Below are 13,734 nucleotides of genomic sequence, written 5' to 3'. Positions count from 1 at the left end.
GGTCCGTCCCCCGGTCAGTCGTTGCTTTCTTTGTTGTCGACGCGGTAGCTGAAGCTGAAACCGAAGCCTTGGAACAGCACCACGTCGGCCAGTTGCCGGGACAGCTCGGCGGCGCTGGCCAGCTTGGTCTTGGGCACGTAGAGCATGTCCTCTGGCTGCAGGTAGGCGAGCTTCTGGCTGCCGCCGGACAGCGCCTGGTCGACGTCGTAGTTGACCGCGTGCACGGTGTTGCCTTCACGGCGCATGATCACCACTGAACCGAGCTTGGCCTTGAGGGTCGGGCCACGGGCCAGGGTCAGGGCCTCGAGCACCGATACCGGGCGGCGGATCTGGAAGGCGCCGGGTTGGCCGACTTCACCGAGTACGTAGATCTCGTTGGCGGCGGTGGACTTGAGCAGTACGTCCACGCTCATGCGCCCGGGCAGGGTGGCGTAGCGCTCGTTGAGGTAGTCACGCAGCTGGTTGACGGTCATGCCCTGCAGCGGCACCGAGCCAATTTCCGGGAAAGTGGCGCGGCCGTCGTTGCCCACGGTGATGTCGCGGCTCATGCCGGTGCCGGGGTGGTTGAGGGCGTTCTTCAGGTTGACCTCGTCGGTCATCGGGCTCAACACACGCACGGTGACCTGGTCACGGTTGGGCTTGAACACCCGCTTGTCCTGGTAGGCCTGGCGGATGGCGCTCTCGGCCTCGCCGGGGGTCATGCCCTCGACGCGCACCGCGGCGTTGGTGCTGGGCAGGGTGATGGTGCCGTCAGGCTGCACCAGTTGGTTGCCGTTCAGACCGCTGGCGGCCATGAAGTTGAGGTCCAGGGTGTCACCGGACTGGATGCGGTAGACCCCGGCCGAACGGTTGCTGACATGGAAGATCACCTCCAGCACGTCCTGCGGGCGCAGTACCTGTTCGCGGCGGGCGACCTCGGTGGCCTGGCTCTCGGCCGGTGGCGCGGTGAGGATCTGCACCGGCATCTGGCGGTCTTCCTGGCTGGCGCAGCCGGCCAGGGCCAGCACGCACAGGGCTATCGATGGGTATCTCATGGCGTTCATCCTGTGCGGCCTCTCAGAGATTTTCGTACAGCCACTTGGGCATGTAGTACTTGCGTTTGTTGAACACGCTGCCGATCAATCGCGCGCCAGCCTGGGTCAGCCGCTGGCTGGCGGCCTGGGCGACCTCCCAGCGGGTCTCCTCGGCGCACACCACCAGGATCACGCCGTCGACCAGGGTGCCGATCACCAGGCTGTCGGCACTGGCGTAGATGGCTTCGCCGTCGATCACCACGAAGCGGTACTGGTTGCTCAGCTGGTGCAGCAGTACGCGCAACTGCTCGTGGTCGAGGCGGTCGCGGCCGCGTTTCCAGGTGCCCACCGGCAGCACGTCGAACGGCTGGTCGGACAGGCGCACGATGCAGTCCTGGGCCAGCGGCGGGGTGTCCTGGTTGAACAGCAGGTCGCTGTAGCCGCGCAGCTTGCCCAGGCCCAGTTGCTGGCTGAGGCCGCCGGGGCTGAGGCTGGCGTCGATCAGCAGCACGTTGCCCGCGCTCATCAATGCCAGCTGGCTGGCGAAGGCCAGGGCGCTGGTGCTGGTGCCGCTGCCGGTGTTGGCCGCGGTCAGCAGCAGGGTGCGCTGGTCGAGGTCGAGCACGGTGGCGGTCAGGTTGGTCTCGCTTGGGGTAGCGATCGTCAGGCTTCTCGAGGATGAACCGTCCATCTCAGCTTGCTCCGTGGCCAGTGAAGACTTTGAACGGGGTCTTGAGCAGGATCTTCAGGTCCAGCATCAGGCTCTGTTCGTTGATGTAGCTCAGGTCCAGCTCTACGCGTTGGTCGAAGTCGATGTTGCTGCGCCCGGAGATCTGCCACAGGCCGGTCATGCCCGGGTAGATCGACAGCCGCGCCAGGTGGTTGTCGTGGTAGCGGTAGGCGTTGAATGACGTGGGGCGCGGGCCGACCAGGCGCATGTCACCGGTGACCACGTTGATCAGGTTGGGCAGCTCGTCCAGGCTGCTGCGCCGCAGCCAGCCGCCCACCGAGGTGATGCGCGGGTCCTTGTCGATCTTGAAATCGATGGATTCGGCGCCGTGCTTGTTCAGGTGGCGCAGCGAGTCCTTGAGCGCCTCGGCGTTGGCCACCATGGTGCGGAACTTGTACATGCCGAAGGCGCGGCCACGGTAGCCGGTGCGTTTCTGCACGAAGAACACCGGACCCTTGCTGGATAGCTTGATCAGCAGCCCCAGCACCAGAAACACCGGCGACAGCAGCAGCAGCAGGGTCAGCGCGGCCAGGCACGACAGCACGCGGTTGGTGCGCGACAGCGTCCAGGGCCGGCCTCCGGCGCGACCGGTGATCCAGCCACGACCCTGCATGTGGATGGCGGCATCGATGCGCTGGCGGTGCGCCGGATCCATGCGTTTGTCCTGGTACAGCGCCTGCAGTTGCGCGCTCTTGGGTTGCCCTGTCATACCGCCCTCCGTTTATCTGGCTGCTCGCCCAGGGGCGCCGCTTCGCTGGCGGCGGGCGAGTGGTAGCTCTTGAACCAGGCGACAAAGCGCCCGAGCCCTTCATCAAGGCCTATCTGTGGGGTGAAACCGGTGACCCTGGCCAGCGCGCTGGCGTCGGCGCAGGTAGCCAGCACATCGCCTGGCTGCAGCGGCAGCAGTTCGATCACCGCGTTGCGCTGCAGGTGTTTCTCCAGCAGGGCCAGGTAGTCGAGCAGCTCCACCGGGCGCTGCCCGCCGATGTTGTACAGGCGCCAGGGCGCGTGGCTGCTGGCCGGGTCCGGGGCGAACGCGTCCCACTGCGGGTCGGCGACCGGGGGCAGGGGGATCAGCCGCACCAGGCTTTCGACGATGTCGTCGATGTAGGTGAAGTCGCGCTGGTGACGGCCATGGTTGAACAGCTGGATCGGCCGGCCTTCGCTGATCGCCTTGGCGAACTGCATCGGCGACATGTCCGGGCGGCCCCAGGGGCCGTATACGGTGAAGAAGCGCAGGCCGCTGCAGGGAATGCCATAAAGGTGGCTGTAGCTGTGGGCCATGGCCTCGTTGGCCTTCTTGGTGGCGGCATACAGCGACAGCGGGTGGTCCACTGGGTCCTCCACCCGATAGGGCGTCTGCTGGTTGGCCCCATAGACCGAGCTGGAGGAGGCGTACAGCAGGTGCTTGACCGGGTGGCGGCGGCAACCTTCGAGAATGTTGAGAAAACCGGCCAGGTTGCTGTCCAGGTAGGCCTGAGGGTTCTGCAGCGAGTAGCGCACGCCGGCCTGGGCCGCCAGGTGCACCACCACCTCCGGGCGCTCGCTGGCGAACAGCCGGGCCATGCCGTCGCGGTCGCCCAGGTCCAGGCAGTGCAGCGGAAAGTCGCCGACAGTCTGCCGTACCCAGTGCACGCGGGCGTGCTTGAGCGCCGGCTCGTAGTAGTCGTTGAAGTTGTCCAGGCCCACCACCTGGTGCCCCTCGAGCAGGAGCTGGCGGCAGGTGTGGGCGCCGATGAAACCGGCCGCGCCGGTCACCAGCATCTTCATGGCGCGTCCGCCTGCGGGGCGATTTGGCGCAGGCCGATGCCGCTGTAGTGCAGGCCGTGGGCGGCGACCTGCTCGGGGTTGTACAGGTTGCGGCCATCGACGATCACCCGCTCGCGCAGCTTGCTGGCCAGCATCGAAAAATCGACCACGCGGAAGTTCTTCCACTCGGTGCAGATCACCAGGGCGTCGGCGTCCTGCAAGGTGTCGTCGCGGGTGGCGCACAGTTGCAGGTCGTCCCGGTAGCCGTACAGGCGCCGGCACTCATCCATGGCCTCGGGGTCGTAGGCGCGCACCGTGGCGCCTTCGGCCCACAGGGCTTCCATCAGGTAACGGCTGGGGGCTTCACGCATGTCGTCGGTGTTGGGCTTGAAGGCCAGGCCCCACAGGGCAATGGATTTTCCGGCCAGGCCAGCCAGGCGCTGCTTGAGCTTGGCGAACAGGATGCGCCGCTGTTGGTCGTTGACCTCGTGGACGCTTTGCAGCAGACGCAATGGCATGCCACTGTGGGCAGCGGTGTGCAGCAGGGCCTTGATGTCCTTGGGGAAGCACGAACCGCCGAAACCGCAGCCCGGATAGATGAAGTGGTAGCCGATGCGCGGGTCGGAGCCGATGCCGCGCCGCACCGCCTCGATATCGGCGCCCAGGTGTTCGCTGAGGTTGGCCAGCTCGTTCATGAAGCTGATGCGGGTGGCGAGCATGGCATTGGCGGCGTACTTGGTCAGCTCGGCGCTACGGTTGTCCATGAACATCAGCTTTTCGTGGTTGCGGCAGAACGGCGCGTACAGTTCCGCCAGCTGGTCATGGGCCACTTCGTCGAGGGTGCCGACGATGATCCGGTCCGGGCGCATGCAGTCGGCCAGGGCGCTGCCTTCCTTGAGAAACTCGGGGTTGGACACCACGCGCACGTGCAACTGGCTTTTGCCCAGGCGCTGCAGTTCGTCGCGGGCCAGGGCCATGACCTGATCGGCGGTGCCCACCGGCACGGTCGACTTGATGATCAGGGTATGGTCGGTCTCCATCAGCGCGGCGATCTGCCGGGTGACGTTGAGCACGTGGCTGAGGTCGGCCGAGCCGTCCTCGTCGGGCGGCGTGCCGACGGCGATGAAGATCAGCTCGGCGTGGCTGACCGCGTCGCTGGCCTGGGTGCTGAACAGCAGGCGGCCTTCCCTGATGTTGTCCTCGAGCAGGTCCGACAGACCCGGCTCGCTGATCGGCGGCACGCCCTGGCGCAACTGGTTGATCTTGTGGGTATCGACATCCACGCACAGGACCCTGTGACCGACGTCCGCCAGGGCTGCTGCCTGTACCAGTCCGACATAACCGGTGCCAAAAACGCTCACGTCCATGCGCGGTGCCTCGTATGGATGAGTAAGGGAGATGAAACAGTGGTGTGAATTGGGTATAGCTCAGCCCGGTGGAATTGCGTCAAAGCAATGGCATGTTTCGTCGAATTTACAGGCCCTGTTGAAACGGGCGATCTGCCACCAACCCGTTGCCAATCCGTGTGTTAGCGCGCATAGCTAGTGGCAATTGGCCGTTCGACGAACCGATGAACGGTTCAATGCAGCGGAATAAGCGGGCTGCAGCCGATAGGGAGAATCAACAGCAACTTGCGTTAGGTGCCAGATTCCGGTGTCGGTATGTCGTCGGAATTTTGACTTTTTTGCGTTGTGGTTTGTTTCACAGCTGCTACGGTTTGAGTAGATTTCCATGACTGGAGTGGCCGAAACATGCGCGGATGGATCAAGCTCTTGCTGTTGCTCGTCTATCTGGCCAGCTTTCATGCCTATTACCGCGAACGCATAGAAGCGCTGGGTATTGGCCTGCCCCTTGTGCTGTACCTGGGGGTGTTCGCGCTGTTGGCGCTGGCCCTGCTGCTGACGGCGTTCACCCGCCCCGGCTGGTTGCGCTGGGCGCTGGCGCTGGCGTTTACAATCAGCGCGATCTTTCTCGACGCTTATAACCGCATCACCGACGCCTATCTGACCTATAGCGCATTCGTGTCCATGGTCTATGCCGGCGCTTTCGTCCAGGAGGCCCTGCAGCAATACCACTACGCTATTACCCTGGCCGCGGCGCGAGCGCTGTTGCTGTTGTTTGGCCTTGGCTTGCGTCCGGGGCCGACCCCGTGGTTGCCAAGGTTGTTGCCACCCGTGGCGCCGGTGCTGGGCCTGCTGGTGCTGATCGCCATCCTGTTCGTGCGCGCCGGCGAGGGCGCACGGGGCCTGCCGGTGATGTACACGCCGCTGGCCTACCTTAGCCTGTTCGGCTACGAGACCGTGCACGACCATGTCGGGCCGCGCCAGCCAGTGAGTCTGGCCCAGTCGGGGCCGGCGATGGCGCGGGATATCGTGCTGCTGATCGACGAGAGCATCTCGGGTAACTACCTGGACCTGAACACTCCGGCCGGGGTCACCAGCCACCTGGCCCAGGCCCAGCCGGGCGTTTCCATCGTCAACTTCGGCTATGCCGCGTCCATCGCCAACTGCAGCGCCGACACCAACGTCACCCTGCGCTACGGTGGCACCCGCGGTGATTACCTGCGCATCAACTCGACCCAGCCGTCGATCTGGCAGTACGCCAAACACGCGGGCCTGGGAACGGTGTATATCGATGGCCAGCGCACGGGCGGCAACCTGCAGAACCTGATGACCGAGACCGAGAAGCGCGATATCGACCAGTTCATCCAGTTTGACGACACCCCCGTGGTGCAACGCGACATGGCGGCGCTGGAGCGGCTGGTGGCGCTGCTCAAGGACGGCAAGCCGCAGCTGATCGTGGTGAACAAGGTCGGCGCCCACTTCCCGGTGCACGACAAGTACCCGGACGACTTCCTCAAGTACCAGCCGGCCTTGCCACGGGGGCGCTACGTCGATATCGCCGACACCGGCACCCGCGATGGTTTCGATGGCCGGCCCCAGGACTGGGTGCTGTACCGCAATGCCTACCAGAACACCGTGTTGTGGAATGTCGGCGAGTTCTTCCGCCGGCTGTTCGCCGAGGGCGACCTCAGCCAGGCCGTGGTGCTCTATACCTCAGATCACGGCCAGGATTTGCATGAGCGCGGCAACCCCGGCCTGAACACCCATTGCGACAGCGATCCGGTACCCGAAGAAGGCCTGGTGCCGTTGGTGGTGATCCAGGGCGAGGGCCTGCGCACGCTGGACTGGCAGGCTCACCTGCCGGCCAACCGCAACGCCTCCAGCCATTACAACCTGTTCCCCACGCTGCTCAAGCTGATGGGCTATGACGGCACGGCCGTGAGCGCGCTCTACGGCCGTTCGCTGGACATGCCGACGGATGACCCGTTTACCTTCAACGTGCGCTTCAATGCGCGGTTGGGGGCCAAGCCGGACTTTCGCCACATCGACCTCGGGCAGGTGGTCACGCCCGCCAGTGTCCTGGCGGGGCAGCCGATGCCGGTGGGCAAGGCTGACTAGGATCAGAAGTCGATGCTGGCGGAGACCTGCACCGTGCGTGGCGCCCCCAGCCCCAGGCTGGTGAGCAGCGGCATGCCCCAGTAGGCCTTGTTGGTCACGTTCTCCACCGTGCCACGGAAGGTCACCGGGTGGTCCGCCACCTGCAGCCGGTAGCGGGCGCCGACGTCATATATCGTGTAGCCAGGGATCGACTGGCTGTTGTCGTCGCTGATGTATTGCTTCGATACGGCGGTGGCATTGGCGGTCAGGGTCAGGCCATCGAGCAGCGGGGTGTCCCACTCCACACCCAGCTTGCCCTGCAGTTTCGGCTGGCCGGTGGCGGTCTTGCCTTCCTCGGCGGGATTCTCGGCCTTGGTCACCTTGGGGTCCAGGCGAGCCACGCCGCCCATCAGGCGGACATCGGTCAGCGGGGTACCGAAGAAGCTCCATTCGAGGCCGCGATTACGTTGTTCGCCACCGAAGGAGAACACTTTGGTCACCGGGTCAGTGAAGCTGCTGGGGCGTTCGATCTGGTACAGGCTCAGGGTGTGGGCGAAGTCGCCGAGGTCGAGCTTGATGCCGACTTCCCTCTGCTTGGACTTGTAGGGGGCGAACACCTGGCCTGCGTTGGGCGCGGTAATCGGGGCGATGGCGCCCTTGCTCAGGCCTTCGATGTAGTTGGCGTACAGCGACACTTCGTCGGTGAGCTTGATCAGCACCGCCGCTGCCGGCGTCGTGGCGCTTTCGTTGTAGCGAGTGGTGTGCGCGCCGGTGCTGACGTTGAAACTGTCGCTCAGCACCTGCTGGCGGCGCACGCCCAGGGTCAGTTGCAGGCGTTCGTCGAGGAACGACAGGGTGTCGGCCAGCCCGTAGCTGCTCAGGCGCGACTCGGTATGGGCGATGGCCGGGTAGCGCCTGGCGGCCTCCGGTCCCCAGACCGGGTGGTAGATATTGTTGATCCACTCGGCCCCCGGGACGTTGCGCCGGCCATAGTCGCGCTGCTTGTCGGAGTAGTGCGTGGCGTTGAGCGACCACTGATGGCCCACGCCGAAGGTGTCGAAATGGCCGCGCAAGCCGGCTTCTCCCGAGGTCTTCTTCAGGTCGATCTTCAACTGGCCCATGTTCGTCTCCATATCCCCGGCGGTGTTGAACACCTCGGCGAGCATGGTGCCGCTGTAGGCATAGTCGGTCTTGCTGGTGCCGGCCGCGGCATAGGCCGTGAGGTTGTCGTTGAGGTCATATTCGCCGCGCACGATCACGCCCTTGTCGCGGGTCTGGACGAAGCCCCAGTCCGGGTTGAGCAGGGTCTCGGACTTAGGCGGCCTGGGCACCGGCACGCCCGCGGCCAGGCCGATGCCGCGGTTCTGGCCCCTGACCCGGTCCTCGCTTTCGTACAGGTCGGCGGACAGGCGCGCCCGCTCGCCGCGCCAGTCGAGGCCCAGGGCATTGAGCTCGGCCTTCATGCGCTGATGGTCGGTTGCTGTATCACCGTCGCGATAGACGCTGTTGAAGCGCACGCCGAACTGCTGCTGCTCACCGAAGCGGCGGCCGACGTCGAGGTGACCGCCGAACTGTGCGTCGGACATGTAGGTGGTGGTGATCCGCGTCAAAGATTCGGCACCCGCGCGCTTGGGCACCAGGTTGATGCTGCCGGCCACCGAGCCGCCCGGCGGCATGCCGTTGAGCAGGGCGGAGGGCCCTTTGAGCACTTCGATGCGCTCATACATCTCCGGCGAGATCCGGTAGTAGGGCGCCATGCCGTACAGGCCGCCGATGCTCACATCGCTGATGTTGGAGTTGAAGCCACGGATCGAGTAGTTCTCGCTGTAGGTACCTTTCAGGCCGTTGCTGAACACGGCGGGATCGGTCGCGGCAATCACGTCGGTGATGGTCTGCGCCTGGGTGTCCTGGATGTATTGGTCGGTGTAGCTGATGGTGCTGAACGGCGTCTCCATGAAGTCCTTGTTGCCCAACAGGCCGACCCGTCCGCCCGAGGCCACCTGGCCGCCGGCATAGGCGGGGGGCAATGCGCTCGGGGCGTCGAGGTTGCCCTCGACCCGGGTCTCGGTCAGCTCCAGGCTGCCATTGGTCTGGCCCTGTCGGGTCTTTTCCACTGCCTCGGCCTGCTCCACGGCCTGCGCCGCGGTCACGCCCATGGACACGCCGCCCAAGCCGAGGAGCAAGGCCATGTGCACGGCGGTGAAGGTGCGATTGAGGTCGAAGTGGGGCACAGCCGGCTGCTGCACCGGGCTGACACGCTGTTGCGACATGCTGGAGTCCTTTCGATTCGCAAGTGAGTGAAGGCATTCACTAGGGATTCCGAATCAGAAGGGAAAAACCTCAATGAAAATCATTGGCATTTGTCGCGTGTCGACGATTACCCCGGGAGTGCCAAGGGATGCAGGGCGCGGAATCCCAACGCTTCTTCCACCAACCAGTCATGCACCGCCCGCGCGCCAGGCTGGCTCAGCCCGCCCGGCGGATACAGCAGTACATAGCGCTTGTGGTTGGCGATCGGCACCCCGAACGGCACGATCAGCGCGCCGCGCTCCAGCTCGTCGTTGAGCAGGGTGCGTCGGGCGATGGCCACGCCGACACCGGCAATGGCCGCTTCGATGGTCAGGTGGTTGCGGTTGAAGGTGTGCCCACGACGCACATCCAGCCCGCCGGCGCCGATACCGTCGAGGTAGAACTCCCATTCGGCGTACTCCGAGCTGCCGCGCCAGGCGGTGATGTCGTGCAGCAGCGGGTAGTGAGCCAGGTCCGCCGGCCCGTGCAGGGGCGGGCGGCCGCGCAGCAGGGCAGGTGAGCAGACCGGGAAGATCTGCTCGTCCAGCAGCGGGGTGGAGAGCATGCCCGGGTAGCTGCCGTCGTTGAGGTCGATGGCCAGGTCGAAGTCTTCCGGGTGCAACGCCTGGTTGCTGTCCTCGGCCACCAGGCGCAGTTCGATATCCGGGTAGCGCTGCTGGAAGCGCGGCAGGCGCGGTGTCAGCCACTTGGCCAGGAACGACGGGATCGAGCGCAGGCGCAGGGTGCCGCGGATTTCGCCGGCATCCAGGCGCAGCAGCTCGGCCTCGATGCTGCCGTAGGCCTCGGCCACGGTCTGCGCCAGGCGCTGGCCTTCGGCGGACAGCTCGACGCCGCGGGCGCGGCGCAGGAACAGGCGAAAGCCCAGGCGCTCCTCGAGCTGGCGCATCTGCTGGCTGACCGCGCCGGGGGTGATGTGCAGCTCCTCGGCGCAGCGGGTGAACGACAGGTGCCGCGCCGCACAGGAGAACACGTGCAGCCAGACGAACACCTGGCCGTTGAGTGGGCCTTTCATCGTTTAGTCCTGCTAAAGGCTTGTGTAGGAAGTTTCGTTGGTCAAGCTGGCATGAGCGCGGCAGTATCGCGCAACTTGGCAATACCGCTCAAATTTTCCAGAGAGCCGTGGCACATCGTAAACGTTTGTCACGGCCAGGCATTAGCATGGCTATCAGTGTTTTCGACCTTTTCAAGATTGGCATCGGCCCATCCAGCTCCCACACCGTCGGCCCCATGCGCGCGGCGGCGACCTTCGCCCAGGCCTTGCGTGAGCGCGGCCTGCTGGCCCAGGTGCGGCGGGTCGAGGTGCGTCTCTACGGCTCGCTGTCGGCTACCGGTGTCGGTCACGCCACGGACCGTGCCTGCCTGCTGGGGTTGATGGGCCAGTGGCCGGACCGCATCGACCCGCACAGTATCGAGCCACGCATCGACCAACTGATGCAGGAGCAGTGCCTGATGCTCGATGGCAGCCAGCCGATCGAGTTCCAGTACAGCCGTGACATGCGCCTGCTCGACGAGAGCCTGGCCTATCACCCCAACGCTATGACCCTGGAGAGCTTCGACGGGCAGGGCAGCCTGTTCAGCCAGACCTACTTTTCCGTGGGTGGCGGCTTCATTGTCGAGGCAAGCGAGATCGACGCCCCGCAGGGAGGCGCCAGCCAGGTCGCCTTGCCTTACGAATTCTCCAGCGGCGCCGAGTTGCTGGCCCTGTGCAAGGCCCACAACCTGAGTGTCAGCCAGTTGATGCTGGCCAACGAATGCGCCTGGCGTCCGCAAAGCGAGGTGCGCGAAGGCCTGCTGAAGATCTGGGCGGCCATGGGCGAGTGCGTCGACAACGGCCTGCGCAACGAAGGCATTCTCCCCGGCGGGCTGAAGGTCAAGCGCCGGGCGGCGCGCCTGCACCGCAGCTTGCAGGAGGTCGGCAAGCCCAACGTCATCGGTTCGACCCTCAGCGCCATGGAGTGGGTCAACCTGTTCGCCCTGGCGGTCAACGAAGAGAACGCCGCCGGCGGGCGCATGGTCACCGCGCCCACCAACGGCGCGGCCGGGATAATTCCGGCGGTGCTGCACTACTACATGAAGTTCAATCCCGGCGCCTGTGACGACGACGTGGTGGCGTTCCTCCTGGCCGCTGCCGCGGTGGGCATCCTGTGCAAGAAAAACGCTTCGATCTCCGGCGCCGAGGTTGGCTGCCAGGGCGAGGTGGGCTCGGCCTGTTCGATGGCCGCCGCAGGCCTGGCCGAGGTACTTGGCGCCACGCCGCCGCAGCTGGAGAACGCCGCCGAGATCGCCCTTGAACACAACCTCGGACTGACCTGCGACCCGGTCGGCGGCCTGGTGCAGATTCCCTGCATCGAGCGCAACGCGATCGCCGCGGTGAAGGCCATCAACGCCGTGCAGATGGCCCTGCGCGGTGACGGCGAGCACTTCATCTCACTCGACCGGGTGATCCGCACCATGCGTGACACCGGCGCGGACATGCACGCCAACTACAAGGAAACCTCCCGCGGCGGCTTGGCCGTCGCGTTCGTCGAGTGCTGACACACAAGCGCTTTCCTGGGCGGGACGGCTTCGTGAGAGCGGGCTGTTCCCACAATCCTGATTGAACCTGCAACACCCGCTGTACCTGCGACAAAAACAACTACAAGGCGATACCCAATGACTGATGTACAAAGCACCGCGAGCGTTCGTGCGGATTCGGCTGCCCTGGCTTCGACCAGCGGCTCGACCACCTGGAACCGCCACGACACCACCTGGGCCCTGGGCCTGTATGGGACGGCGATCGGCGCCGGCACCCTGTTCCTGCCGATCAATGCCGGGGTCGGCGGTTTCTGGCCGCTGCTGATCCTGGCGCTGCTGGCGTTCCCCATGACCTTCTTCGCCCACCGGGCGCTGACCCGCTTCGTGCTGTCCGGGCGCAAGGGCGGCAACGAGGACATCACCGAGGTGGTGGAGGAGCACTTCGGCGTCGGTGCCGGCAAGCTCATCACCTTGCTGTACTTCTTCGCGATCTTCCCGATCCTGCTGGTCTACAGCGTGGCGCTGACCAACACCCTGACCAGCTTCTTCGAACACCAGCTGCACATCGGTGCGCCGCCACGGGCGCTGCTGGCCTTGCTGCTGATCTGCGGGCTGATGATCGTGGTGCGCTGCGGCCAGCAGATCATCGTCAAGGCCATGAGCCTGCTGGTGTATCCCTTCGTCGTCTCGTTGCTGTTGCTGGCCCTGAGCCTGATTCCCAACTGGAACGGCGCATTCTTCGCCCAGGCCAACGAAGGCATCAGCGCCTCCAAGCTACTGCTGACCCTGTGGCTGGCAATCCCGGTGATGGTATTCTCGTTCAACCACTCGCCGATCATCTCGGCGTTCGCCGTCGACCAGAAGCACCGTTATGGTGTTGACGCCGACCGCAAGAGCGGCCGCACCCTGGCCACCGCTCACGTGATGATGGTGCTGACGGTGATGTTCTTCTGCTTCAGCTGCGTGCTGGCGCTGAGCCCGGGCGACCTGGCCGCGGCCAAGGCGCAGAACATTTCCATCCTGTCGTACCTGGCCAACCACTTCCAGACCCCGGTGATTGCCTTCGTAGCGCCGCTGATCGCGCTGGTGGCGATCACCAAGTCGTTCCTTGGCCACTACATCGGCGCCAGCGAAGGCTTCCAGGGCATGATCGTCAAGACCCTGCGCGGACGCGGCAAGACCTGGCCGGCCAAGCGCCTGGAGCGCGTCACGGCGTTGTTCATGCTGGTGACCTGCTGGGCGGTGGCGACCCTGAACCCGAGCATCCTCGGGCTGATCGAGAGCCTGGGTGGGCCGGTGATCGCCTGCCTGCTGTTCCTGATGCCGATGTATGCGGTGCAGAAGGTGCCGGCGTTGCGCCAGTACTCGGGCAAGCTGTCGAATGTGTTCGTGGTCGTGATCGGGCTGATCACGCTGTCGGCGATCGTCTACAGCTTCATGGCCTGACCGATGATCGCGGGGCCAGCCCGCTCCCACGCATTCAGGTGGGAGCGGGCTGGCCCCGCGATCCGTTCAGGTCAGACGCTTTCCAGGTGCTTGATCGCAGCCTTCAGGCGCTGCGCGGGTTGCGGCTGGTCCTGGTGGGTGATGTCCGGCGCCTTGCGCACGCGACCATGCTGGTCGACCCAGTGGCCGTTGATGAAGTAACGGTAGCTGGCGGTGCCGGCGTTCCAGCCCTGGTCAAGCAGGCCCTGCAGATGGAAGGTCTGGGCGATCTGGCTGAGCGGGCCGCTTGGGCTGCCATCCAGGTGCAGGACGATCGACGGGCTGCCAGCGGGCGCGAACGGCAGCTCGCTGTAGCCGCCCCACACCTTGGCTTGGAACACCTGGACCGGGTGCGTGGCCTGGATGATGGAGGCCCTGCCGGTGACCTTCTTCTGCACGGTATTCACCAGCAGGTCGAGGGTCAGGATAGGGGCGCCGAGCAGCCCGTTGCTGACATTCAGGCGGGTATGAAAAAGTCCGAAGGACATGCTGA

At 65.2% G+C, this 13,734-nt stretch carries 11 protein-coding genes; 3 read left to right on the top strand and 8 right to left on the bottom strand.

Annotated features, from left to right (window positions below):
- Positions 1-14: 14 nt before the first annotated feature.
- The 5 genes from ACVWZ5_RS00325 to ACVWZ5_RS00305 are packed head-to-tail and all read right to left on the bottom strand — an operon-like array spanning position 15 to position 4,859.
- On the bottom strand, positions 15-1,034 hold the full coding sequence (locus ACVWZ5_RS00325; RefSeq protein WP_062573857.1) for a polysaccharide biosynthesis/export family protein: 1,020 nt from the start codon (positions 1,032-1,034) through the stop codon (positions 15-17).
- A 22-nt stretch (positions 1,035-1,056) separates the two neighbouring features.
- Positions 1,057-1,704: a CpsD/CapB family tyrosine-protein kinase gene (locus ACVWZ5_RS00320; protein ID WP_028689476.1), complete on the bottom strand. Its 648-nt coding sequence runs from the start codon at positions 1,702-1,704 to the stop codon at positions 1,057-1,059.
- A gap of 1 nt (position 1,705) precedes the next feature.
- Positions 1,706-2,452 carry a sugar transferase gene (locus ACVWZ5_RS00315; protein WP_062361797.1) on the bottom strand — a complete coding sequence of 249 codons (747 nt, stop codon included), beginning with the start codon at positions 2,450-2,452 and terminating at the stop codon, positions 1,706-1,708.
- Complete coding sequence (locus tag ACVWZ5_RS00310; protein WP_062573858.1) at positions 2,449-3,513, bottom strand: NAD-dependent epimerase; 1,065 nt, start codon at positions 3,511-3,513, stop codon at positions 2,449-2,451. Before ACVWZ5_RS00310 ends, ACVWZ5_RS00315 begins: the two co-directional genes overlap by 4 nt.
- Positions 3,510-4,859: a UDP-glucose dehydrogenase family protein gene (locus ACVWZ5_RS00305; protein WP_062573859.1), complete on the bottom strand. Its 1,350-nt coding sequence runs from the start codon at positions 4,857-4,859 to the stop codon at positions 3,510-3,512. Before ACVWZ5_RS00305 ends, ACVWZ5_RS00310 begins: the two co-directional genes overlap by 4 nt.
- 384 nt (positions 4,860-5,243) lie before the next feature.
- Between ACVWZ5_RS00305 and ACVWZ5_RS00300 the strand changes: the two genes are divergently transcribed.
- On the top strand, positions 5,244-6,953 hold the full coding sequence (locus tag ACVWZ5_RS00300) for a sulfatase-like hydrolase/transferase (protein ID WP_062573860.1): 1,710 nt from the start codon (positions 5,244-5,246) through the stop codon (positions 6,951-6,953).
- 2 nt (positions 6,954-6,955) lie between these two features.
- Here ACVWZ5_RS00300 and ACVWZ5_RS00295 read toward each other — a convergent pair whose 3' ends face one another.
- Together ACVWZ5_RS00295 and ACVWZ5_RS00290 are read right to left on the bottom strand one after the other, a co-directional pair.
- Complete coding sequence (locus ACVWZ5_RS00295) at positions 6,956-9,202, bottom strand: TonB-dependent receptor (protein ID WP_238341057.1); 2,247 nt, start codon at positions 9,200-9,202, stop codon at positions 6,956-6,958.
- A 107-nt stretch (positions 9,203-9,309) separates the two neighbouring features.
- Complete coding sequence (locus ACVWZ5_RS00290) at positions 9,310-10,254, bottom strand: LysR substrate-binding domain-containing protein (protein ID WP_028689482.1); 945 nt, start codon at positions 10,252-10,254, stop codon at positions 9,310-9,312.
- 146 nt (positions 10,255-10,400) lie between these two features.
- On the opposite strand from ACVWZ5_RS00290, the gene ACVWZ5_RS00285 reads away from it, so the two are divergent.
- The gene (locus ACVWZ5_RS00285; RefSeq protein WP_096047934.1) at positions 10,401-11,777 is read left to right on the top strand and encodes an L-serine ammonia-lyase; all 1,377 of its coding nucleotides are present in this window, start codon (positions 10,401-10,403) and stop codon (positions 11,775-11,777) included.
- Positions 11,778-11,894: 117 nt separating this feature from the next.
- Entirely contained in the window at positions 11,895-13,202 is a 1,308-nt protein-coding gene (locus tag ACVWZ5_RS00280) for a serine/threonine transporter (protein ID WP_457340273.1), read from the top strand.
- 71 nt (positions 13,203-13,273) lie between these two features.
- Here ACVWZ5_RS00280 and ACVWZ5_RS00275 read toward each other — a convergent pair whose 3' ends face one another.
- Positions 13,274-13,729: a DUF1842 domain-containing protein gene (locus ACVWZ5_RS00275; RefSeq protein WP_084942396.1), complete on the bottom strand. Its 456-nt coding sequence runs from the start codon at positions 13,727-13,729 to the stop codon at positions 13,274-13,276.
- Positions 13,730-13,734: the final 5 nt, after the last annotated feature.

Source organism: Pseudomonas sp. TE6283, assembly GCF_054060555.1.
Note: the sequence above shows the minus strand (reverse complement) of the source record. Positions and strands in the feature narration are given on the sequence as shown.

What these genes read in the sequence shown, in the direction of transcription:
- ACVWZ5_RS00325 (WP_062573857.1), bottom strand. Translation starts at nt 1,034, where the DNA reads ATGAGATACCCATCGATAGCCCTGTGCGTGCTGGCCCTGGCCGGCTGC.
- ACVWZ5_RS00290 (WP_028689482.1), bottom strand. Translation starts at nt 10,254, where the DNA reads ATGAAAGGCCCACTCAACGGCCAGGTGTTCGTCTGGCTGCACGTGTTC.
- ACVWZ5_RS00315 (WP_062361797.1), bottom strand. Translation starts at nt 2,452, where the DNA reads ATGACAGGGCAACCCAAGAGCGCGCAACTGCAGGCGCTGTACCAGGAC.
- ACVWZ5_RS00310 (WP_062573858.1), bottom strand. Translation starts at nt 3,513, where the DNA reads ATGAAGATGCTGGTGACCGGCGCGGCCGGTTTCATCGGCGCCCACACC.
- ACVWZ5_RS00285 (WP_096047934.1), top strand. Translation starts at nt 10,401, where the DNA reads ATGGCTATCAGTGTTTTCGACCTTTTCAAGATTGGCATCGGCCCATCC.
- ACVWZ5_RS00280 (WP_457340273.1), top strand. Translation starts at nt 11,895, where the DNA reads ATGACTGATGTACAAAGCACCGCGAGCGTTCGTGCGGATTCGGCTGCC.
- ACVWZ5_RS00295 (WP_238341057.1), bottom strand. Translation starts at nt 9,202, where the DNA reads ATGTCGCAACAGCGTGTCAGCCCGGTGCAGCAGCCGGCTGTGCCCCAC.
- ACVWZ5_RS00320 (WP_028689476.1), bottom strand. Translation starts at nt 1,704, where the DNA reads ATGGACGGTTCATCCTCGAGAAGCCTGACGATCGCTACCCCAAGCGAG.
- ACVWZ5_RS00275 (WP_084942396.1), bottom strand. Translation starts at nt 13,729, where the DNA reads ATGTCCTTCGGACTTTTTCATACCCGCCTGAATGTCAGCAACGGGCTG.
- ACVWZ5_RS00305 (WP_062573859.1), bottom strand. Translation starts at nt 4,859, where the DNA reads ATGGACGTGAGCGTTTTTGGCACCGGTTATGTCGGACTGGTACAGGCA.
- ACVWZ5_RS00300 (WP_062573860.1), top strand. Translation starts at nt 5,244, where the DNA reads ATGCGCGGATGGATCAAGCTCTTGCTGTTGCTCGTCTATCTGGCCAGC.